18 protein-coding genes are annotated in these 19,988 nt (G+C 59.2%); 6 read left to right on the top strand and 12 right to left on the bottom strand.

Features of this window, described 5'->3' with window-relative positions; all coding sequences use genetic code 11:
* Positions 1–136: 136 nt before the first annotated feature.
* Positions 137–433: a helix-turn-helix domain-containing protein gene (locus tag EDD78_RS01915; protein ID WP_132083732.1), complete on the top strand. Its 297-nt coding sequence runs from the start codon at positions 137–139 to the stop codon at positions 431–433.
* A 134-nt stretch (positions 434–567) separates the two neighbouring features.
* A complete protein-coding gene (locus EDD78_RS01920) occupies positions 568–1,137 on the top strand; it encodes a hypothetical protein (RefSeq protein WP_132083734.1) in 570 nt (189 codons plus the stop codon).
* A 122-nt stretch (positions 1,138–1,259) separates the two neighbouring features.
* On the opposite strand, the gene EDD78_RS01925 is transcribed toward EDD78_RS01920, so the two are convergent.
* From EDD78_RS01925 to EDD78_RS01950, 6 genes are all read right to left on the bottom strand, one after another.
* Positions 1,260–1,679, bottom strand: a complete 420-nt coding sequence (locus tag EDD78_RS01925) for an RrF2 family transcriptional regulator (protein WP_079698170.1) — start codon at positions 1,677–1,679, stop codon at positions 1,260–1,262.
* Positions 1,680–1,738: 59 nt separating this feature from the next.
* Positions 1,739–2,827, bottom strand: coding sequence for an RNA polymerase sigma factor RpoD (gene rpoD, locus EDD78_RS01930; RefSeq protein WP_079698169.1), 1,089 nt, complete (start codon positions 2,825–2,827; stop codon positions 1,739–1,741).
* Positions 2,828–2,833: 6 nt separating this feature from the next.
* Positions 2,834–4,594 (bottom strand): DNA primase, encoded by a 1,761-nt coding sequence (dnaG, locus tag EDD78_RS01935; RefSeq protein ID WP_165873070.1) that lies wholly within the window; start codon positions 4,592–4,594, stop codon positions 2,834–2,836.
* 501 nt (positions 4,595–5,095) lie between these two features.
* On the bottom strand, positions 5,096–6,091 hold the full coding sequence (locus tag EDD78_RS01940) for a deoxyguanosinetriphosphate triphosphohydrolase (RefSeq protein WP_132083738.1): 996 nt from the start codon (positions 6,089–6,091) through the stop codon (positions 5,096–5,098).
* A 204-nt stretch (positions 6,092–6,295) separates the two neighbouring features.
* A complete protein-coding gene (locus tag EDD78_RS01945) occupies positions 6,296–7,267 on the bottom strand; it encodes an HAD family hydrolase (protein WP_079698166.1) in 972 nt (323 codons plus the stop codon).
* Positions 7,268–7,337: 70 nt separating this feature from the next.
* Positions 7,338–8,690 carry a D-alanyl-D-alanine carboxypeptidase family protein gene (locus EDD78_RS01950; protein WP_132083740.1) on the bottom strand — a complete coding sequence of 451 codons (1,353 nt, stop codon included), beginning with the start codon at positions 8,688–8,690 and terminating at the stop codon, positions 7,338–7,340.
* A 456-nt stretch (positions 8,691–9,146) separates the two neighbouring features.
* Here EDD78_RS01950 and EDD78_RS01955 point away from each other — a divergent pair, with 456 nt between their 5' ends.
* Together EDD78_RS01955 and EDD78_RS01960 are read left to right on the top strand one after the other, a co-directional pair.
* Entirely contained in the window at positions 9,147–10,436 is a 1,290-nt protein-coding gene (locus EDD78_RS01955; protein ID WP_132083742.1) for an O-acetylhomoserine aminocarboxypropyltransferase/cysteine synthase family protein, read from the top strand.
* Positions 10,437–10,457: 21 nt separating this feature from the next.
* Positions 10,458–11,123, top strand: coding sequence for a metallophosphoesterase (locus EDD78_RS01960; RefSeq protein WP_132083744.1), 666 nt, complete (start codon positions 10,458–10,460; stop codon positions 11,121–11,123).
* A gap of 42 nt (positions 11,124–11,165) precedes the next feature.
* Here the strand turns inward: EDD78_RS01960 and EDD78_RS01965 are convergent, their stop codons facing one another.
* The gene (locus tag EDD78_RS01965; RefSeq protein WP_132083746.1) at positions 11,166–11,762 is read right to left on the bottom strand and encodes a DJ-1/PfpI family protein; all 597 of its coding nucleotides are present in this window, start codon (positions 11,760–11,762) and stop codon (positions 11,166–11,168) included.
* 21 nt (positions 11,763–11,783) lie between these two features.
* Positions 11,784–12,833 (bottom strand): DUF4097 family beta strand repeat-containing protein, encoded by a 1,050-nt coding sequence (locus EDD78_RS01970; protein ID WP_165873071.1) that lies wholly within the window; start codon positions 12,831–12,833, stop codon positions 11,784–11,786.
* A 345-nt stretch (positions 12,834–13,178) separates the two neighbouring features.
* Here EDD78_RS01970 and nifJ point away from each other — a divergent pair, with 345 nt between their 5' ends.
* Positions 13,179–16,727: a pyruvate:ferredoxin (flavodoxin) oxidoreductase gene (gene nifJ, locus EDD78_RS01975; protein WP_079698160.1), complete on the top strand. Its 3,549-nt coding sequence runs from the start codon at positions 13,179–13,181 to the stop codon at positions 16,725–16,727.
* A 200-nt stretch (positions 16,728–16,927) separates the two neighbouring features.
* On the opposite strand, the gene EDD78_RS01980 is transcribed toward nifJ, so the two are convergent.
* The 3 genes from EDD78_RS01980 to EDD78_RS13890 form a co-directional block, all read right to left on the bottom strand.
* A complete protein-coding gene (locus EDD78_RS01980) occupies positions 16,928–17,290 on the bottom strand; it encodes a hypothetical protein (protein WP_165873072.1) in 363 nt (120 codons plus the stop codon).
* Positions 17,291–17,350: 60 nt separating this feature from the next.
* The gene (locus EDD78_RS01985; protein WP_079698159.1) at positions 17,351–17,647 is read right to left on the bottom strand and encodes a helix-turn-helix domain-containing protein; all 297 of its coding nucleotides are present in this window, start codon (positions 17,645–17,647) and stop codon (positions 17,351–17,353) included.
* A 263-nt stretch (positions 17,648–17,910) separates the two neighbouring features.
* Positions 17,911–18,063 (bottom strand): hypothetical protein, encoded by a 153-nt coding sequence (locus EDD78_RS13890; RefSeq protein ID WP_165873073.1) that lies wholly within the window; start codon positions 18,061–18,063, stop codon positions 17,911–17,913.
* Between the two features lie 143 nt (positions 18,064–18,206).
* On the opposite strand from EDD78_RS13890, the gene EDD78_RS01990 reads away from it, so the two are divergent.
* Positions 18,207–18,563, top strand: coding sequence for a helix-turn-helix domain-containing protein (locus EDD78_RS01990; protein ID WP_207739345.1), 357 nt, complete (start codon positions 18,207–18,209; stop codon positions 18,561–18,563).
* A 399-nt stretch (positions 18,564–18,962) separates the two neighbouring features.
* On the opposite strand, the gene EDD78_RS01995 is transcribed toward EDD78_RS01990, so the two are convergent.
* Complete coding sequence (locus EDD78_RS01995) at positions 18,963–19,970, bottom strand: ABC transporter substrate-binding protein (RefSeq protein WP_132083752.1); 1,008 nt, start codon at positions 19,968–19,970, stop codon at positions 18,963–18,965.
* Between the last annotated feature and the right edge of the window lie 18 nt (positions 19,971–19,988).

The following is a 19,988-nucleotide window of genomic DNA, read 5'->3' on the forward strand; positions in this document are numbered from 1 at the left end:
TGGAAGGTTTGACGGGGAACCCCCAAGAGGGGGTTCCCCACAAAAGAGTTTAGAAAGTAACTCAATAGCTGTAACCTTTCTTTTTCTCATATGTTACCCTAATTTTGACAGTATTTTAGTTGACAGAGGTATTGCAATGGATATTGCCAAGCGTTTAAGACAACTTCGAGGAGAAAAAGGACTTTCAATCAACGGGCTCGCTTTAAGGGCGGGCCTTTCTCAAAGTTTTGTCCGGGACATCGAGCTTGGCAAAAAGAAACCGGGAGTCGAAAGCCTCCAATTTTTATGCGAGGCGCTTAATATAAGTCTAAAGGATTTTTTCAGCGAAGAAAAGGATTACACATTGGTAAGTAGTGAGCTGAAAAAACAAATTTACCGGCTAAGCGTGGAACAACAGAAAAAACTTTTAGATTTTCTAAATGAAATAAAATAGGTGAGTGTATTGCCCCACGACCTTTCAGCGCCAGCGAGGCGCGGGGAGGGGGAATCGGGCCTCCAGTGGAGGGCCGAAGGGGAACCCCCAAGAGGGGGTTCCCCAAAAACAACAAAAGAAACAGGAGCCACGCTATGACTTCTTACCCGCTCGCCTCCTACTACTGGGCGTTCCGAAAATTTTTGGAGAGCTCCGGCTGTGACCCCGAGGAATCACTGCTGCGCATAGTCGCTTATTTTCTCGTTCTCATTTTTATTGGCCTTCTTTTCTCTATCTCTAAAAAATATCTTTCCATCCTCGTCCCAGAAGAAGATGACCTCTATGCGGTATATGAGCTGATTATATTTTTGCTCGCATTGACCCTGATGCTTCTTGCCTTCGGCCTGTTCTCAAAGGCTGGGCCGGCTCCCGCGAAAAAAACAGTAAAAACTCGGGAGCCGGTACCGTATTCCTCTATACAGGAAGTCAGCGCGCCGGGAAATGGCCTTTTGGGGGCACCCCCTCTTGGGGGTTCCCCGTCCGAGCTTCCACTGGAAGCTCGGCCTCCCCTCCCCGCGCTTAGAAGTCTTACAGGACGCGGGCTGAGCGTTACCGCACGCACGCTGGCTCTTTCGCGAATCGGGAGCGGCGGCTCGCCGCCCCCGCGCCTTTTACGTCTTTATGAGGGCTCCTCGCCCTCAAACTCCCCGCCAAAGGGTCTTTAACCCTTTGGAATCCCACTTCTTTACGCAACAGAAAAACGCGGTGGAGAAATCCACCGCGTTTTTTATCCGTTCTTCGCCGCGCTCATATTTACAGCGCGGGCTGAGCACTGCCGCCCTGCACACTAGTCCTTTCGCGAATCGGGTGCAGCAGCCTGCTGCTCAAAGGTCACCGTCTCCAGCTTCTCGTTGACCATCTTCGATATTTCCGCAAACGCCGCATTGAACCGGCAGGGCCCCTCGCCCGGATGCGAGCAGACAAAATCCGGTGACACGCAGCGCGAAAGCGTGTAGGGCCCTTCCACCGTCTCGATCACCGCCCGCAGCGTGATCTCGGACGGGTCCTTCGCAATCTCATATCCGCCCTGCGTGCCCTTATAGGACTTCACAATCCCCGCCGCCACCAGCTTGCGCAGAATCTTCAGCGCAAACCGCAGGGTTACCCCCGTCTGCTCCGAAATCGACTTCGCGTCGGTGCGCTTCCCGGCGTGGGATAGGCAATATACAATGCGTATGGCGTAATCCGCTTCCAGCGTGATGTGCATAATAGACCTCCGTGGGCTTCGATGAGATCTATTATAGAATAATATACTAATTTTGTCAACTAATCGAGATAATCCTTGAGCTTCTTGCTGCGGGACGGGTGACGCAGCTTGCGCAGCGCCTTGGCCTCGATCTGGCGGATTCGTTCGCGGGTGACGTCGAACTCCTTTCCAACTTCTTCCAGAGTGCGGCTACGCCCGTCCTCCAGCCCGAAGCGCAGGCGCAAAACCTTCTCCTCGCGCGGGGTCAGGGTGGAGAGCACGTCGGAAAGCTGCTCCTTGAGAAGGATGTGGCTGGCCGCGTCCGAGGGGGCGGGGGCGTCGTCATCCGGGATGAAGTCCCCGAGATGACTGTCCTCCTCCTCGCCGATGGGGGTTTCCAGCGAGACCGGCTCCTGCGCGACACGCATGATCTCGCGCACCTTTTCCACCGGCATCTCCAGCACCTCGCTGATTTCCTCGGCGCTCGGGTCGTGCCCGTTTTTGTGCAGCAGCTGGCTGGATACCTTCTTGACCTTGTTAATCGTCTCGACCATGTGCACCGGAATACGGATGGTGCGCGCCTGGTCGGCGATGGCCCTAGTGATCGCCTGGCGGATCCACCAGGTTGCGTAGGTCGAGAACTTGAACCCCTTGGTGTGGTCGAACTTCTCCACCGCCTTGATCAGCCCGAGGTTCCCCTCCTGGATCAGGTCCAAAAACTGCATGCCCCGCCCGACATACCGCTTGGCAATGCTCACCACTAGGCGCAGGTTGGCTTCGCTCAGGCGCTTGCGCGCATAAGGGTCGCCCGCCGCCATGCGGGTAGCCAGGTCGATTTCCTCCTCCGGAGTGAGCAGCGGCACCCGGCCGATCTCCTTGAGGTAGACCTTGACCGGGTCGTCGATATTGATCCCCTCAGCCGACAGGGAGCTTTCCAAATCCTCGTTGGTGGCCATCGGGGCCTTGAAGTCCTCCTCGAGCGGGGAGGCCATGTCCTCCACGATGTCGATATGGTAGCTCTCCAGGGTGTCGTAGAGCTTATCTACCTGCTCGACGTCGAAGTCGAGCTCCTCGAGCACGTCGTTGAGCTCCTTGGTGGTAACCCGGCCCTTCTCCTTGCCCTTGTCGATCAGTTCCTTGATAACCTGTTTCTTGTCTGCCAAATTCATTTCCCCCTATTTCTTTCTCGCCGCGATGGTGCGCAGGTACTCCCCGAGCTCCCGCTCATCCATCGCCGCGACCTCACTGCTGGATTTCTCATTCTTCTTTTGCAGGATCGTCTTTATATAATCATCCGCTTCACTTAAGGGATGTTTTTCACTGACCTGGGATGCGAACAGCCCGGAGACGAAGGCCATGTCCTCGATGTCGAGCACCGAGGAGAGCGAGATCATCTCGATGGACTGGTTCTGTTGCAGCCGCTCGCTGATTTTTTCAAAGATTTCCCGGTTATAGTCGGTCACAAAATCCCCGGGACTGATTTTGGCGGCTATGTATTCGTAGTAGTCGGGGTTTTTGAGCAGCAGCGCGATCAGGCGCTCCTCGGCCAGGGCGTAGCGCAGGTTGCGCTCGCGCTGCGGGTTGCTCTTGCCCATCGCCCCCGCGCCGACGTACATTTTAAGGTCCCGCTGCTGCTTCTTGCGTTCGCTGCCCACCTTGCGCTTGACGTTGGTGCCGATGAGCTGGAGCACCGCCTCGGGAGAGACGGCGAGCTCGCCGCTGACCTTCTTGACGTAGACGTCCCGCTCCACCGGGTTGCGGATCCCCGCCATCAGCTTGGAAAATTCGTTTAGGAAGTTGACCTTCCCGTCCGCGGTCTCTATGTCGTACTTGGCGCGCAGCTTGGAGATCTCGAATTCAATGGCGTTGTTGCAATTTTCCAGCAGCAGCTTGAAGCGGGTAGCACCGAACTTTTTGATGTATTCGTCCGGGTCCTTGGCGCCCTCCATCTTGAGCACCCGGATTTTCACCCCCACGTCGGCGAAGAGGTTGATCGCGCGGCGGGTGGCGTTCTGCCCGGCGCCGTCCGAGTCGTAGGCGATGGTGACTTCGTTGCAGTATTTGGCTATCAGCTGGGTCTGCTCAGCCGTCAGCGACGTGCCCAGGGTGGCCACCGCGTTGTCGAACCCCGCCTGGTGCAGGGCGATCACGTCCATATACCCTTCGGCGAGGATCAGCCCATCAAGTTTGGAAGACTTTGCCCGGTTTAAGGCGAAGAGGTTGCGGCTTTTCTTAAAGACCGGGGTGTCGGGGGAGTTGAGGTATTTGGGCCCGCCCTCGCCGATCACCCGGCCGCCGAAGCCGATCACGTTCCCCCGCAGGTCGATGATGGGGAACATCGCCCGCCCGCGGAAGAGGTCGTAGCACCCCTTGCCGCTCTTCCCCTGCGCGGCGACCCGCGCCTCGAGCAGCTCGCGCTCGGTAAAGCCCTGGCCCTTGAGGTGGTCGCACAGCGAGCTCCAGCCTTCGAGGGAGTAGCCGAGCCCGAAGCGCTTGATGGTGTCGTCGGAAAGGCCCCGCTCCCGGAAGTAACGCAGTCCCGTGGCGCCCGCCGGGGTGGTCAGGTTGTGATGGAAGAAGCGCGCGGCCTGGCGGTTGAGCTCGAGAATGCGCATTTTGAGCCGGGCGGCCTCGTCGTTCTGCGTATCGTCGGGCATCTGCAGCCCCGCGCGCTGCGCGAGCAGCCGGATCGCCTCGACGTATTCGAGGTTTTCGATCCGCCGGATAAAGCTGACCACATCCCCGCCCGCCCCGCAGCCGAAGCAGTAGAAGGACTGGGTGTCGGGGTAGACGGTGAAGGAAGGGGTTTTCTCGTTGTGGAAAGGGCAGAGCCCGACCGAGATTTTGCCCCGCTTACTCAGATGGACATAGGAGGAGACGATCTGTTCGATGTCGCTGTAAAACTTGAGTTCCTGTATAAACGACTCCGGGATCAAACCGGCATTCCTCCTTCCTTTGCGCCCGATTTTCGGGTCCTTCTAAAATTAGTATAGCTGCTTTTGGCGGCTTTAGACATCAAAATTTTTTTCGGTGCCCGCCTTCGCGGGATTCTCGAATTTTATGCGTTTTTTCACGCTGTACGCCCCGGCTTCGCAGCGCCGTTTCGACAGGGGAGCTTTACGCTCGGGCTTTTGGGGAACCCCCTCTTGGTGGTTCCCCCTCGAGCCTCCACTGGAGGCTCGATTCACCCTCCCCGCGCTTCGCTGGCGCTAAAGACCGTGGGGCGCCGCCCCACGCCCCGCCCAAGGAGCCTTAGCCCCTTGGGAATCCCGCAATTCAGGACGCGGGCTGAGCACTGCCGCTTTACAAACTAGCTCTTTCGCGAATCGGGGGCGACAGCCTGCCGCCGCGGGCTGAGCATGGCCGAGACCGCAAAAGTCTTTTCGCGTATCGGGGGTGGCAGCCTGCCACCGCGAATCGGGGGCGACAGCCTGTCACTAGAGGCTCCAGGACTTGGGAATGAAGAGGCTTTGGAAGGTGCTCACCGCATAGCGGTCGCTCATGCCGGAGATGTAGTCGCTCGCCGCGCGATGCGCGCCCTCCTCTTCCAAAATGCCGTGGTACTCGCCGGGCAGCTTGTCCGGATGGGTGACGAAATAGGAAAAGAGGGATTTGACGACCTCCTTGGCCTTGCCCTCCTCGCCCTTGGCGGCGGGATTGGTGTAGACCGCCTCGAACATGAACTTGTGCAGCTTGTCGAAGGCACCCTGGATATCCTCGCTCATGCGGATGTCGTCCGAGGAATTCTCCACCAGCGAGACGACCATGGCGGTGATCCGCTGCGACTTGGTGCGCCCCAATATGTACTGCAAATCCCAGGGGATGTCGCTGATCCCCAGCACCCCGGCGCGGATGGCGTCGTCGATGTCGTGGTTCATATAGGCGATCTTGTCGGCGTAGCGCACCACCCGTCCCTCCAAAGTCTGCGCGCGCTGCCCGGAGGAGTGGCAGCGCACCCCGTCGAGCACCTCGGCGCAGAGGTTGAGGCCGCGCCCGTCGTTTTCCAGGCGCTCGAGCACCCGCACGCTCTGCTGCGCGTGGACGAAGCCGTGCTCGCAGACCTCGCGCAGCGCGTACTCCCCGGCGTGCCCGAAGGGGGTGTGCCCCAGGTCGTGCCCGAGGGCCATCGCCTCGGTCAGGTCCTCGTTGAGGCGCAGGCTGCGTGCGATGGTGCGCGCAATCTGGGAGACCTCGAGCGTGTGGGTCAGCCGGGTGCGGTAGTGGTCTCCCTCGGGGGAGAGGAACACCTGGGTTTTGTGCATGAGGCGCCGGAAGGACTTGCAGTGCAAAATCCGGTCCCGGTCCCGCTGGAAGTCGGTGCGCATGGGGCAGGGCTCCTCGGGTCGCTGGCGGCCCGCACTGTCCAGACAGCACTTGGCGTAGGGGCTCAGGCGTTCGCGCTCCTCGCGCTCGCTCTTTTCCCGGATGGTCATGTTCACTCCCCCTTTTTCTGTAAAATAATAGATTGTAACTAGTAATACTTCTTTTTTGGCGCAATCCCTTCCGGAAAAATAAAATTTCGGTGGATTCTACAAAAATTGCCCCGGCCGTCCCCCGCCTTTCATAAGTTTGCGGGCAGCAGATCCGGTCTGCTGCCCGCAAGCATCTCTTTATTTGGCGAATTCACGCGAAGGGTGTCAGCGGATTTTGGAGACCACCTCGGGCAGCTCGACCGTGTTGGTCATGATGTAATCCGCCCCGGCGCTGATCAGCTGGTCCGCGCTGAAGGCGGTGGTCACGCCGACCACGATCGCCCCGGCGGCCCGCCCGGCCTGCACGCCGGCCACGGTGTTCTCGACCACCACGCACTTGCCGATCGCCGCGCCCACCTTGCGCGCGGCGGTGATGTAGATTTCCGGATGCGGCTTCTTGTTGACGATGTCGTTGCCGCTGATCACGGCGTCGAAGACCTCGCGGTCGATCCCCATGCACTCCAGGTCGATCGACACCTTGCGCCCATCCCCGTCCGAGCAGACCGCCAGGCGGTAGCCGCGCTCATTGAGCTTATAGATCATGTCCACCACCCCGTCATACACCGTGATGTACTTTCGGCAGTCGCGGTCGTAGAACTCATAGGCCATCCGCTTCATGTCTACGCTGTAAGGCTTGCCGTACTTTTCGGCCACCCCGCCGATCAGCCGGTCCTCGCCCATCCCGACGAAGTCGCCGAAATCCGCAGGCGTCGCCTCGATCCCGTGCAGGCGCAGCGCCATGATGGCCGCTTCGCGGATGGCGCGCTCGTCGTCGAGCAGCACCCCGTCGAGCCCGAGCAGCACCGCCTCGACGCTCTCGCTCTTCTGGCCGCCCCCGGACGAGGGCAGGAGCGCCAGCACCAGCAGCACCGCATAGGCGACGAAGGCCAGCAGATAGACGACGACGTTCTGCCAGCGGCCCATCAGCTCGGGGCTCGCCAGCAGGTTTTCACCCATCACCCACCAGGTGTTGAGGATCTGGAAGGCCACCGCGATGTAATAGATCACGGTGAGCACAATCACAAGGACCGACAGCAGCGTTTCGTCCTGGCGGATCAGGCCACGGATGCGGAAGACCAGCACCGCGATGGAAAGCAGCAGGCTCAGCGCCAGCAGACAAACTGACAGGATATACATGATGTTTGCTCCCCCTCATTTTCCGCTAAGAGCGGATGTTAAGCACCCCAGATGTTTTTCCCGGCAACCATTAGCCGCGGTGCCGGTGCGCCCGGCGGTACCGCTTGCGGTAGCGGTTGCGCAGTACCATGAGCGTGATATAAAGCGCGATGATGAGGATCACCAGGATCACCGCGAACTTGACCCAGAAGGATTTGAAGAGCCCTTTGATGTAGTCGAGGATATAGAGCGTCTGGCTGCGCGAGATGTCCGCCTCGGCCAGCAGGTCCACCGTGCCGAGCACCTCGGTGGCCAGCACGATGTCCACCGTGCCGATCTTGTCTCCCCGCTTGACCGGCGCGTCCACCGTTTCGGGGATGTGGGGCTGGAGCACTACACCCGAGGCGTACTCGCTGGGAACCAGGGCCGAAAAGTCCTCCGAGGCGAGCAGGCCGACGTGGTCGGCGTCCTTGGACAGGCGCACCTTGACTTCGCCCGCGCTCTTGCCCTTTTCGAGGAGCATCTTGCTCTCGAAGCCGTTGAAGGCCCATTCGTAGATATTGATCGCATCCTGGAAGACGGTATTCTGCGCGAGCGGCACCGGGCTGCCGTCCTCGCCGGTGGAGGAGCTGTCGTAGATCGGCGCGCCCAGCAGCACCAGAATGTAGGTGTAGCCATTTTTGGAGGCCATCGACACATAGTTGCGCCCCACCTCGTCCAGCGTACCGGTCTTGATCCCGCGGATGGGCTCGTAGTAGTACTCGCTGCTCTTGATCATCGGCAGGATGGTGGTGATCATGTTGTACCCTTCCGAATGGATGTTGGTCGGACCGATGTCCTTGACCGGGGTGGAGGCAATCTCCATGAACCCGTCCACGTCGACGGCGTACTTGGTGATCAAAAACAGGTCGTAGGCGGTGGTGTAGTTGTTCTCGTCATACAGCCCGTGGGGGTTGGCGAAATTGGTGTTGACCGCCCCGAGCTCCTTGGCCTTGTCGTTCATCATCTGGATGAAGGCGTCGATGTCCCCGTCCCCGATCCGGTCGGCGATGGCCAGGGCCGAGAAGCAGTCGGACTGGAGCATCAGCGCATAGAGCGCCTTGCGCATGGTCATGGTCTCTCCCACCCGCACATCGGCCTGGGAGACCCCCGGCTCGAGCATATTGAAGATGTAGGACGGGTAGGTGAATTCCTCGTCCAGATCGTCCGTGTTCTCCAGCGCCAGCACCGCGGTCATGATCTTGGCGGTGGAGGCGGGCTGCAGCTTCATCTGCTCATTTTTTTGGTAGATCACCGTGCCGGTATCGGTGTTGTAGAGGTACACCGCCTGCGAATTGGTTTTGAAGTCCTTGTTCTCGTCCGGCATGTAGGCCGCCGAGGCGAGCGAGGACAGGCACAGGCTCAAAGAGAGGAGAAGACAGAGGGAAAAAGCAAGTTTACGCATATGGACAAACTCCTGTGGATGTTATAGTATAGTAATAAGGCTTCCTGTAAAGAACGATAGCCCCGGGCTGTAGGGAGGAGGGGGGCGTTTTGTGTATAGGGAATCTTTGATTCCCTTTGGAACCAGTGGTTCCCTACCACATTTGAGCGAGTTTACGAGCGGAATCCCCGCCTTGGGCGGGGCTCAACTTTTCAAAAAAGTTTTTTGAAAAGCTGAGTATAGTAATAACGTTCCCCGCTCCCGCGGCCTTAGCCGCCGGGAGCCGCAAAAAATTAGGATGGCCGTCGCGGCCGGGTATATGCGCCGACGGCCGGGCAGAACTTTGCACCAGATACTAATTATTATAGTCGAAATTTGATTTTTGTACAGTGCCGGGGGCGTTTTTTGGTGCATACGGCGCAAAATTTTACAGTTTATTCACCCATCAAGACCGAATGATAAGGGAGGAAATCAAGCATGGCGCAGGAAAACTGGGGGTTTGACACCCGGATGATCCACGCGGGGCAGGCCCCCGATACTGACACCCACTCGGCGGCGGCCCCCATCTACCAGACCACCGCCTATACCTTCAACGATTCGCAGCACGCGAAGGCCCTCTTCGAGCTCAAGGAGGCGGGGAACATCTATTCCCGGCTCGGCAACCCCACCGTCGACCTGCTCGAGCGGCGGGTGGCCGACCTGGACGGCGGGGTCGGAGCCCTGGCGGTTTCCTCGGGGCATGCCGCCATCTTCCAGACCATCTTAAACCTCGCCGAAGAGGGGGATGAGATCGTCTCCTCAATCTGCATCTACGGCGGGGCGATCAATATGCTGGACACCACCCTGCGCCGCCTGGGGATCAAGGTCACCTTCGTCGACCCGGACGACCTCGAAGCCTGGGAGGCGGCCATCAATGAGCGCACCCGCCTGCTCTTCGTCGAGGGGGTGGGCAACCCCAACTGCAACGTGGCCGACATCCCGAAGATCGCCGCCATCGCCCATAAGCATGGCGTCGTCCTGGCGGTGGATTCGACCTTCACCACCCCCTACCTGCAGCGGCCCATCGACCTTGGGGCGGATCTGGTAATCCACTCGGCCACCAAGTTCCTGGGCGGGCACGGCACCTCGATGGCCGGGGTGGTGGTGGACAGCGGGAAATTCCGTTTTTACGGCAACGAGCGCTACCCGCTCTATAACCAGCCCGACCCGAGCTACCACGGGGTGGTCTTCGGCAAGGACTGCGGCGAGGGCGCCTTCATCTCCCGTCTGCGCGCGCTGGTTTTGCGGGATGTGGGCGCGTGCTTAAGCCCGTTCAACGCTTTCCTGATTTTGCAGGGGATCGAGACGCTCTCCCTGCGCATGCGCCGCCATTGCGACAACGCGCTGGCTGTCGCAAAATTTTTGCAGGGCCATCCCAAGGTGTCCTTCGTCAATTACCCCTCGCTCGAGGGGGATAAGTACCACGCGTTGCAGCAGGAGCTGCTGCCCAAGGGGGCAGGCGGCGTCTTCACCTTCGGCCTGTCGGGCGAGCGGGACAGCGGTATGCGCTTCATCGACAGCCTGAAGCTTTGGATGCATGTGGCCAACGTCGGGGACGCCCGCTCGCTGGTGATCCATCCGGCCACCACCACCCACTCGCAGCTGAGCGACGAACAGCTGAAGGCTGCCGGGATTTCGGCCCAGACGGTCCGCCTCTCGGTGGGGCTCGAGGAGCCGCAGGACCTGATCGACGATCTGGACGGGGCCATCCGCCAGGCGGTGCGCTAGCGCGAGAAGGAGGAAAACGCCATGCTTTACGCGACCGGGGACCTGCACGGCGATCTCGGGCGGTTCAAAAGCAGGGAGCTGCGGCGGCTGCGCAAGGGGGACACCCTCTTCGTCTGCGGGGACTTCGGCTTTGTGTGGGACGGCTCGAAGCGCGAGCAGCGCATCCTGCGCCGGCTCGGGAAAAAGCGGTACAACATCTGCTTTGTCGAGGGGACCCACGACAACCTCGAGCTGCTCGCGCGGTATCCGCAGGTCGATTTTTGCGGCGGGAAGGCGAAGAGCATCAGCGGCCGGCTCTACTACCTGCCGCGGGGCGAGGTGTACACCATCGAGGGCAGGCGGGTGTTCACCTTCGGCGGCGGGGAGAGCCCGGACGTGGACATGCGCATCCCCGGCGTCTCCTGGTGGGAAAGCGAGCTGCCGGATGAGCGGGAGCTCGCCCATGCCAGGCAAAGCCTCGCGCGCTGCCAAAACGAGGTGGACTTCATTGTCACCCACGACTGCGCGAGCCGGATGCGCGGCTTCATCGACATGGAGACCGACCGGCAGAACCTGTTGCATGTCTTCCTGCAGGAGGTCTCGGACGCTTGCCGCTTTAGGCTCTGGGTGTTCGGTTGCTATCATCTGGACCGGCGGATTCCCCCGCGGCACGCGGCGCTCTATAAAAGTGTGCTGCCGCTCGAATAAAAAAGCGCCCGCCGGGGAACCGGCGGGCGCTTTGCCGTTTGTTCACATCTTGGGGATCGGGACCTCATAGACGCCGCGCTTGTGGAATTCGTACCACTCCAGAATCTTCTCCCGGGGCGCTGCCTCCAGCGCCAGCAGGACCTCGCGGGCGAACTCCAGAGAGGCCGTCCCGTTGGCCGTGATGACGTTTCGTCCGCGCACGGCCGGCTCCATGACATAGTTTTCCCGGTTGGTGTAGGCGTCCCCCGCCCAGGCCTCGAGGTCGCAAAGCTCGTTGCTCGTGTGGCAAACGTCGTTCAAAACGCCCAGCGTGCCCAGGAAGCCCGAGGCGTCGCAGATGCCGCCCAGGAGCCTGCGCTCACTGAGGCAGCGCTCCACCAGCGGCCCGACCTGCCGGGCGGCCTCCTGCCGCCAGGACAGGCCCCCGACCAGGATCAAAGCCTCGTAATCCGCCGGGAGGGAATGGATATCGTAATCGGGAAGCACCCGGAAGCCGCCGATCGACTCGACCGGATCGCGGGTCAGCGAGACCGTCTTAACTACATAGCGGCCCTGTCCCAGCATGCGCAGCGCGGAGGAAAGATAGGCGGCTTCCCAGTCCGCCCATTGGTCCAAGAGAACAAAAAGAATGGTTTTCATAAAATGATATCCTTCCCGGCTTTATTTGCCCTGGCCGATCCGGACCAGGATGTCCCCGTTGCCCGATTCCAGGGTGAGAGAGGGGCTCCCGCTGCCGCGGGAGTAGCCGTTCTTCCAGCCGGGAGGCAGGATACGGTCGCCGTTCCCGGCTTTGAGCGTCAGCCCCAGGTTTTCCGGCGCCTTCCGAAAGCGCACGGCCACGTCCCCGTTGCCGCTGGTGAGGGTGACGTCCCCCTGCATGGCGCCGGTTTCAAGAAGGGCGTCGCCGTTGGCAGTGCTGAGCGCCGCCTGCCCCACTGAGTCGGCGAAGAGCAGGGCGTCCCCGTTGCTGGAGCGCAGCTCGACCGGCCCGCCCACCGCGCCGCCCTTGAGCTGCGCGTCCCCGTTTTCGGTGGTCAGGCGGATTTTTCCGCTGACGTCGGCGCTGCCGCTCACCTTCACATCCCCGCTCTCGCTCTCCATGGTGCAGTTCCCACGCACCGTCTCATCCCGGATTTCCAGGGTGCCGCTGCCGGTCTTCCCGGTGGTTTCTTCGGCGAGGTCGAAGGAGCGCACCATGCCGTACCCGGCGCTCAGCTTGAGCTCTGCCAGCCGGGCGGCGGGGAATTGCAGCACCACCGTGTTGACCAGGGCGCCCTCCTTCATGCTGATGAAGTGCAGCGACTCGTCCCCCTTGGCCGTGAGCCGGAGCACCCCGTCGGCCCCGGTGCTCAGGCTGACGGAAAACTTGTCCCGGTCGGCCTCCTTCACCCCGGCGAGGAGCAGCTCCAGCTTGCCGGTGGAGGAGGGCTCGACCAGCACGCCGCAGTAGTCGGCGCTGATCTCCAGGCGCTTTGCCTTAGCGGGGAGCGCCCTGCTTTCCAGCTTGGTGCGCACGTTGGGGGTGCTCTCTCTGAGCAGGTCCCCGAAAAAGTCGCCGCGCCCCAGCCAGTGGTCCAGCCCGAAGGCCATCTGGTCCTCGGTTATGCTCAAGGATAGATTGCCGCTTGCCGCGACCTGCGCCGCCCCGGCGGGGAGGGCAAAGACAAGCAGGAGGCAGATAAGCAAAAATGCTCGCAGCCGTCGTTTCATCGTCATCTTCCTTTCAAAATTCCAACCTGATTTTGATTCTAGGCCATCTGGAAAGGACTGTCAAGCCGGCCGCGCATAACAAGGGGGATTTTTGCACCCCGGGGCGCGGCGCGAAAAAAACGAATTGTTGGGGGAAAAGCTGACTATTCCTCCCCGGTTGCGGGCACCCTTTGGGTGTTTCCCAAAAGATTGCCGAAAAAATGATAAAATCTTGTCATACCCGGTAAAAAACGGGATTCGCACCCTTTACAGAAGGTGGTAAACGTGATAAAATCTCAGGTGGATAATCAGAGTTTATCTGACAGGAAAATGGCAAAAAAATCCAAAGGGAGGAAATAAAAAAACATGGCAAGAAAGATGAAAACCATGGACGGCAACAATGCCGCGGCGCATGTATCCTATGCGTTTACCGATGTTGCTGCGATCTATCCGATCACTCCGTCCTCAGTTATGGCCGAGGTGACCGACAAATGGGCGGCCGGCGGCCGTAAGAACCTGTTTGGCCAGGAGGTCAACGTCATCGAGATGCAGTCCGAGGCGGGCGCCGCCGGTACGGTGCACGGCTCCCTGCAGGGCGGCGCGCTGACCACCACCTTCACCGCTTCCCAGGGCCTGCTGCTCATGATCCCGAATATGTACAAGATGGCCGGTGAGCTGCTTCCCGCGGTGATCGACGTCTCCGCGCGCTGCGTTGCCACCCATGCGCTGAACATCTACGGCGACCATTCCGACGTGTACGCCTGCCGCCAGACCGGTTTCGCCATGCTGGCCTCCGGCAACCCGCAGGAGGTCATGGACCTGGGCGCCGTGGCGCACCTGGCCGCGATCAAGGGCCGCGTCCCCTTCCTGCACTTCTTCGACGGCTTCCGCACCTCCCACGAGCTGCAGAAGATCGAGGTCTGGGACGACAAGGATCTCGCCGACATGCTCGACTGGGATGCGGTCGATGCCTTCCGTCACCGCTCCTTAAACCCCGAGCGCCCGGTCCTGCGCGGCACCGCCCAGAACCCGGACATCTTCTTCCAGGCCAGAGAAGCCTGTAACCCCTACTACGACGCCCTCCCGGCGATCGTTGAGGATTACATGGGCAAGGTCAACGAGAAGATCGGCACCAACTACAGCCTCTTCAACTACTACGGCGCTCCCGATGCCAAGCATGTGATCATTGCCATGGGTTCGGTCTGCGATACCATCGAGGAAACCATCGACTTCATGAACGGCCACGGCGACAAGGTGGGACTGGTCAAGGTCCGCCTGTACCGCCCGTTCTCCAAAGAGCACCTGCTGCGCGCCATCCCCGAGACGGTGGAGACCATCACCGTGCTTGACCGCACCAAGGAGCCCGGCTCCCTGGGCGAGCCGCTCTACCTCGACGTGATCCTTGCGCTGCAGAACTCCAGGTTCGCGGGCGTCAAGACCTTCTCCGGGCGCTACGGCCTGGGCTCGAAGGACACCACCCCGGCGGACATCTTCGCGGTGTACAACAACGCCAAGAACAACGAGAAGCCGCGCTTCACCGTCTCGATCAACGACGATGTGACCAACCTCTCGCTCATGCGCGACCCGAACGCGCCGGACACCCAGCGCGAGGGCACCACCGCGTGTAAGTTCTGGGGCCTCGGCTCGGACGGCACCGTGGGCGCGAACAAGAACTCGATCAAGATCATCGGCGACCACACCGACATGTACGTGCAGGCCTATTTCGACTACGACTCCAAGAAGTCGGGCGGCCTGACCGTTTCCCACCTGCGCTTCGGCCACAACCCGATCAAGTCCACCTACCTGATCAACAAGGCCGACTTCGTCGCCTGCCACAACCCGGCCTATGTCGACAAGTACGACATGGTTCAGGACCTCAAGAAGGGCGGCACCTTCCTGCTCAACTGCCCGTGGGATGAGAAGGAGCTTGACAAGCATCTGCCCGGCAAGATGAAGAAATTCATCGCCGACAACGACATCAAGTTCTACATCATCGACGGCATCGACATCGGCCGCAAGATCGGCCTGGGCGGCCGGATCAACACCGTGCTGCAGTCCGCGTTCTTCTCGCTGGCCAACATCATCCCGGCCGACGACGCGATCAAATACATGAAGGACGCCGCCACCGCGACCTACGGGCGCAAGGGCGAGAAGGTCGTTGCGATGAACCACGCCGCCATCGAGGCCGGCGCGAAGGAGTACAAAGAGGTCAAGGTCCCGGCTTCCTGGAAGGACGCCAAGGACGACGCCAAGGTGCATGTCGCCACGGGCGATCGCAAGGACCTGGTGGACTTTGTCAACGACGTGCTCTACCCGGCGACCGCCCAGCACGGCAACGAGCTGCCGGTTTCCACCTTCAAGGATGTTGCCGACGGCACCTTCCCGCAGGGCAGCGCGGCTTACGAGAAGCGCGGCATTGCGGTGGACGTTCCCTGCTGGCAGCCCGAGAATTGTATCCAGTGTAACTTCTGCTCCTACGTCTGCCCGCACGCGGTCATCCGTCCGGCCGTGCTGAGCGACGAAGAGCTCAAGAAGGCCCCGAAGGGCACCAAGAGCCTGCCGATGACCGGCATGCCCGGCTACAACTTCGCGATGACCGTTTCGGTCCTCGACTGCACCGGCTGCGGCGTCTGCGCCACGGTCTGCCCGGGCAAGAAGGGCAACAAGGCCCTGGTCATGGAGAAGCTCGACACCCAGCTTCACGAGCAGGAGGTTTCCGCCTACGGCCAGAGCCTCGACCCGAAACCCGAGGTGCTCGAGAAGTTCAAGGAGACCACCGTCAAGGGCAGCCAGTTCAAGCAGCCCCTGCTTGAATTCTCCGGCGCCTGCGCGGGCTGCGGCGAGACTCCGTACGCCAAGCTGGTCACCCAGCTGTTCGGCGACCGGATGTATATCGCCAACGCGACCGGCTGTTCCTCCATCTGGGGCGGCTCGGCTCCCTCCACCCCCTACACCGTCAACAAGGACGGCCACGGCCCGGCCTGGGCGAACTCCCTGTTCGAGGACAACGCCGAGTACGGCTACGGCATGTACCTGGCGCAGGCCACCGTGCGCAAGAGCCTGATCGCCAAGGTCTGCGAGCTTACCAAGGAGACCAAGGACGCGGCGCTGAAAACCGCCTGCGAGGAGTACCTCTCCACTGTTGAGGACGGCTCCAAGAACAAGGTTGCCACCGCCAAGCTGGTGGAGCTGCTCCAGAAGAGCAAGTCGAACCTTGCCAAGGAGATCGTGAAGTACAAGGAGTACCTGAGCAAGAAGTCCGTCTGGGTCTTCGGCGGCGACGGCTGGGCGTACGACATCGGCTTCGGCGGTCTGGACCACGTCATTGCTTCCGGCGAGGACGTGAACATCCTGGTCTTCGACACCGAGGTTTACTCCAACACCGGCGGGCAGTCCTCCAAGGCCACCCCGGTCGGCGCGGTCGCGCAGTTTGCGGCAGCCGGCAAGGAGGTCAAGAACAAGGACCTGGCGGCGATTGCGATGAGCTATGGTTACGTCTATGTGGCCCAGGTTTCGATGGGCGCGGACTACAACCAGTGCATCAAGGCGATGGTCGAGGCGGAGAGCTACCACGGCCCGTCGATCGTCATTGCCTATGCTCCGTGTATCAACCACGGCATCAAGGGCGGCATGACCCAGTCCGAGATGGAGATGAAGCGTGCGGTGGAGTCCGGTTACTGGCACACCTTCCGCTTCGATCCGCGCAAGGCTGAGGCGGGCGAGAACCCGTTCATGCTGGATTCCAAGGAGCCGAAGGCGGACTACAAGGAGTTCATCGAGAGCGAGGTACGTTACAGCTCGCTGACCCGCTCCTTCCCGGAGCGTGCCGAGGAGCTGTTCGAGAAGGCGACCAAGGTTGCGGCGGACAAATACGAGCACCTGGTCAGACTGTCCAAGCTCTACAACAAAGACTAATTCCCCATTGGGAAAGAGGCCCCGGACCGATTGGTCCGGGGCCTCTTCATGTTATGTGAAAAGCCAAGGGATTCCAAAGGGTTAAAGACCCTTTGGCGGGGAGTTTGAGGGCGAGGAGCCCTCATAAAAACGCAAAAGGCGCGGAGGCGGCGAGCCGCCGCTCCCGATTCGCGAAAGAGCCAGCGTGCGTGCGGTAACGCTCAGCCCGCGTCCTGTAAGACTTCTAAGCGCGGGGAACCCCCAAGAGGGGGTGCCCCTAAAAGTCCATTTCCCGGCGCGCTGACTTCCTGTATAGAGGAATACGGTACCGGCTCCCGAATTTTTACTGTTTTTTTCGCGGGAGCCGGCCCAGCCTTTGAGAACAGGCCGAAGGCAAGAAGCATCAGGGTCAATGCGAGCAAAAATATAATCAGCTCATATACCGCATAGAGGTCATCTTCTTCTGGGACGAGGATGGAAAGATATTTTTTAGAGATAGAGAAAAGAAGGCCAATAAAAATGAGAACGAGAAAATAAGCGACTATGCGCAGCGGTGATTCCTCGGGGTCACAGCCGGAATTCACACATAATTCCTGGAAAGCCCTGTAGTAGGAGGCGAGGGGGGAGGAGGACAACATATTCACCTACTTTATCTCACTAAGAAACTCTAACAGTTTCTCCTGTTGTTCGGGGCTCAACCGAAAAATTTGTTGCTTGAGCTTGTGACTGATTGGATCTGGTTCAGCTTCTTCGTTGAAGAAATCTCTGAGTGAAATACCAAGCGCCTCACACAAAAACTGGAGACTTTCGACTCCCGGTTTCTTTTTGCCAAGCTCGATGTCCCGGACAAAACTTTGAGAAAGGCCCGCCCTTAAAGCGAGCCCGTTGATTGAAAGTCCTTTTTCTCCTCGAAGTTGTCTTAAACGCTTGGCAATATCCATTGCAATACCTCTGTCGACTAAAATACTGTCAAAATTAGGGTAACATATGAAAAATTGAAAGGTTACATCTATAGAAGAATTTTAATTGCTCTTTAGAGAATACCCTTGTCCTTAATTATAATTTTTATTCTAACTATGTGGACCATATATAGTCTATAGTGGGGCACCCCCTCTTGGGGGTGCCCCGTCAAACCTTCCACTGGAAGGTTTGCCTCCCCTCCCCGCGCCAAGAACTCCAAGGAGGAGAGAAGATAGGAGGACATTTACCTATTCCCTCTTTTATTTGTTTGAGGAATTTTACTTTTAGCAGCTTCTTCCGCAACCTCAGCAACCCGTGCCAATGTCAACACATACATTTGGTTTTGTGGTGAAAGCCTTTTCATAATGTCAATCATTTCCTTGGTGGTTTTCTTCACTGCTCGTCACCTCTTTATTAATTTTCTAATATTAATATATCATTTATACAATAATTTGTCAAGATATTTTATTAATTTTTTAATAACCATTGCAATTTCATTAAATTTCTGATATATTAATATTAAAAATTGGAGGTGTAAAGATGGACATTGGTGATAGAATAAAAGCGATAAGAAAGCAGCTACAGATTAATCAAACTGATTTTGCCAATCAAATTGGTTTGACTCAGACAACACTTTCCATGTTAGAAAGCGGAAAGAATACCTTGACCGACAAAAATATAAAATTAATTTGTTCTGTTTTTCATATTAGCGAAAGTTGGCTTCGCAATGGGGAGGGTGAAATGTTTTCCTCTTCGCCCTATATTAAAGAATTTAGCGAAATCTTTGAAGGTTTATTGCCTGAAACGCAGCAATTCTTACTTTCAACCGCTAATCAACTTTTGAGCCTGCAATACAAATTGCTTTCTCAGGAAACCGACGAAAGTAACGAGGAATAAGTGGGGAACCCCCTCTTGGGGGTTCCCCGTCAAACCTTCCACTGGAAGGTTTGCCTCCCCTCCCTGCGCTTCGCTGGCGCTAAAGACCGTGGGGCGCTGCCCCACACCCTGCTCAAGGGTCGAGAACCCTTGAGAATCCCCCTATTCAGGACGCGGGCTGAGCGTTACCGCACGCACGCTGGCTCTTTCGCGAATCGGGCGCGGCGGCTCGCCGCCCCCGCACCTTTTACGTCTTTATGAGGGCTCCTCGCCCTCAAACTCCTCGCCAAGAAGGCGTCGCCCCCTTGGAATCCATTTTTTAATAATACGAAAAACGCGGTGGAGCAATCCACCGCGTTTTTATTTGTTCTTCTCTTTGCTCACATTTAGAACGCGGGCTGAGCATGGCCGCCCTGTATACTAGTCCTTTCGCGAATCGGCCGCAGCGCCCCGCTGCCGCTCGGGCAGATCGAGTTTTGCGTTGGCAAACCGTGCCATCTCCAGCACCGTCTCAAACAACCGCTTGCCTCCGTTTTCAATTGCGGAACCGTCTACCGCCAACAGCCTCTCGTTTACCACGCAGGGCGTGGTCTTATAATTATAATGATTCTTTACCTCGTCCAGCGTCGCCGTGCGGGTGTCAAACACCAGCACCTCCGGATTGAACGCCAGGAGCTGGTCCTCCGGGTATTGCCAGTCGCTGTTCTCTGCCGCCGCGTTTTCGATCCCGCACGCTTCCAGCAGCTGCCCTTGCAGGCTGTCCCCCGTCGCCATGGTCAGCGGCAGCAGCGCCATGAAGCACCCCAGCGGCCGGGGCGCGTCCGCTTCCCGCACCGCCTCTGTGATCTCATCGTAGGCCGCCAGCAGCGGCTCGGCAAATTCCTTCGCCCGCTTTGGCCCGTCCTCCTTGCCCAGGAAGATGGTCGCGATCTGCTCGTAATACTCTGGCAGCTTGTCAATCTCCTGCGGTTTTTCGAGCACGATCACCTCGGCGTCCGCCTGCAGCAGCGCCTCGTATTGCGCCGCCGGCAGCTCGTTTAAGACCAGCACCAGCTGCGCGTCCTCGTCCGCAATGGCTTCCACCTCGGGCATGGCCTCGGTGCCGCAGCGGGGCAGCTCCTTTGCCTGCTCTGGGTAGGCGCAGTAGTCGTCCACACCCTTTAAGGCGGAGTCCAGCTCCATGTCGAAGACCAGCTCGGTGATCGAGGGGTTCAGCGAAACCACCCGTTTGGGCTTTTTTTCGATGGTCACGTCCCCCATCTCCACCGGCCAGTTGGGGTCCACCGGCTCGGGCTCGCTCGAGGAGACGGCGGGCTTCTCGTCCTTTTGAAAGCGCTCCATGAAGCCGTCGATCCAGTCCACCAGCGCGCAGGAGCACAGCAGCGTTGCCAGCGTGAGCGCCAGGGTGCAAATTTTCAGTCCTTTCAAACGGGCACGTCCTTTCCG

It is taken from the genome of Harryflintia acetispora (genome assembly GCA_004340125.1).
GTDB classification, from domain to species: Bacteria; Bacillota; Clostridia; order Oscillospirales; family Ruminococcaceae; genus Harryflintia; species Harryflintia acetispora.

Coding starts and splice junctions, on each gene's coding strand:
- EDD78_RS01915 (WP_132083732.1), top strand. CDS start 137: ATGGATATTGCCAAGCGTTTAAGACAACTTCGAGGAGAAAAAGGACTT.
- EDD78_RS01920 (WP_132083734.1), top strand. CDS start 568: ATGACTTCTTACCCGCTCGCCTCCTACTACTGGGCGTTCCGAAAATTT.
- EDD78_RS01925 (WP_079698170.1), bottom strand. CDS start 1,679: ATGCACATCACGCTGGAAGCGGATTACGCCATACGCATTGTATATTGC.
- rpoD (WP_079698169.1), bottom strand. CDS start 2,827: ATGAATTTGGCAGACAAGAAACAGGTTATCAAGGAACTGATCGACAAG.
- EDD78_RS01940 (WP_132083738.1), bottom strand. CDS start 6,091: ATGACCATCCGGGAAAAGAGCGAGCGCGAGGAGCGCGAACGCCTGAGC.
- EDD78_RS01945 (WP_079698166.1), bottom strand. CDS start 7,267: ATGTATATCCTGTCAGTTTGTCTGCTGGCGCTGAGCCTGCTGCTTTCC.
- EDD78_RS01950 (WP_132083740.1), bottom strand. CDS start 8,690: ATGCGTAAACTTGCTTTTTCCCTCTGTCTTCTCCTCTCTTTGAGCCTG.
- EDD78_RS01955 (WP_132083742.1), top strand. CDS start 9,147: ATGGCGCAGGAAAACTGGGGGTTTGACACCCGGATGATCCACGCGGGG.
- EDD78_RS01960 (WP_132083744.1), top strand. CDS start 10,458: ATGCTTTACGCGACCGGGGACCTGCACGGCGATCTCGGGCGGTTCAAA.
- EDD78_RS01965 (WP_132083746.1), bottom strand. CDS start 11,762: ATGAAAACCATTCTTTTTGTTCTCTTGGACCAATGGGCGGACTGGGAA.
- EDD78_RS01970 (WP_165873071.1), bottom strand. CDS start 12,833: ATGAAACGACGGCTGCGAGCATTTTTGCTTATCTGCCTCCTGCTTGTC.
- nifJ (WP_079698160.1), top strand. CDS start 13,179: ATGGCAAGAAAGATGAAAACCATGGACGGCAACAATGCCGCGGCGCAT.
- EDD78_RS01985 (WP_079698159.1), bottom strand. CDS start 17,647: ATGGATATTGCCAAGCGTTTAAGACAACTTCGAGGAGAAAAAGGACTT.
- EDD78_RS01990 (WP_207739345.1), top strand. CDS start 18,207: ATGGACATTGGTGATAGAATAAAAGCGATAAGAAAGCAGCTACAGATT.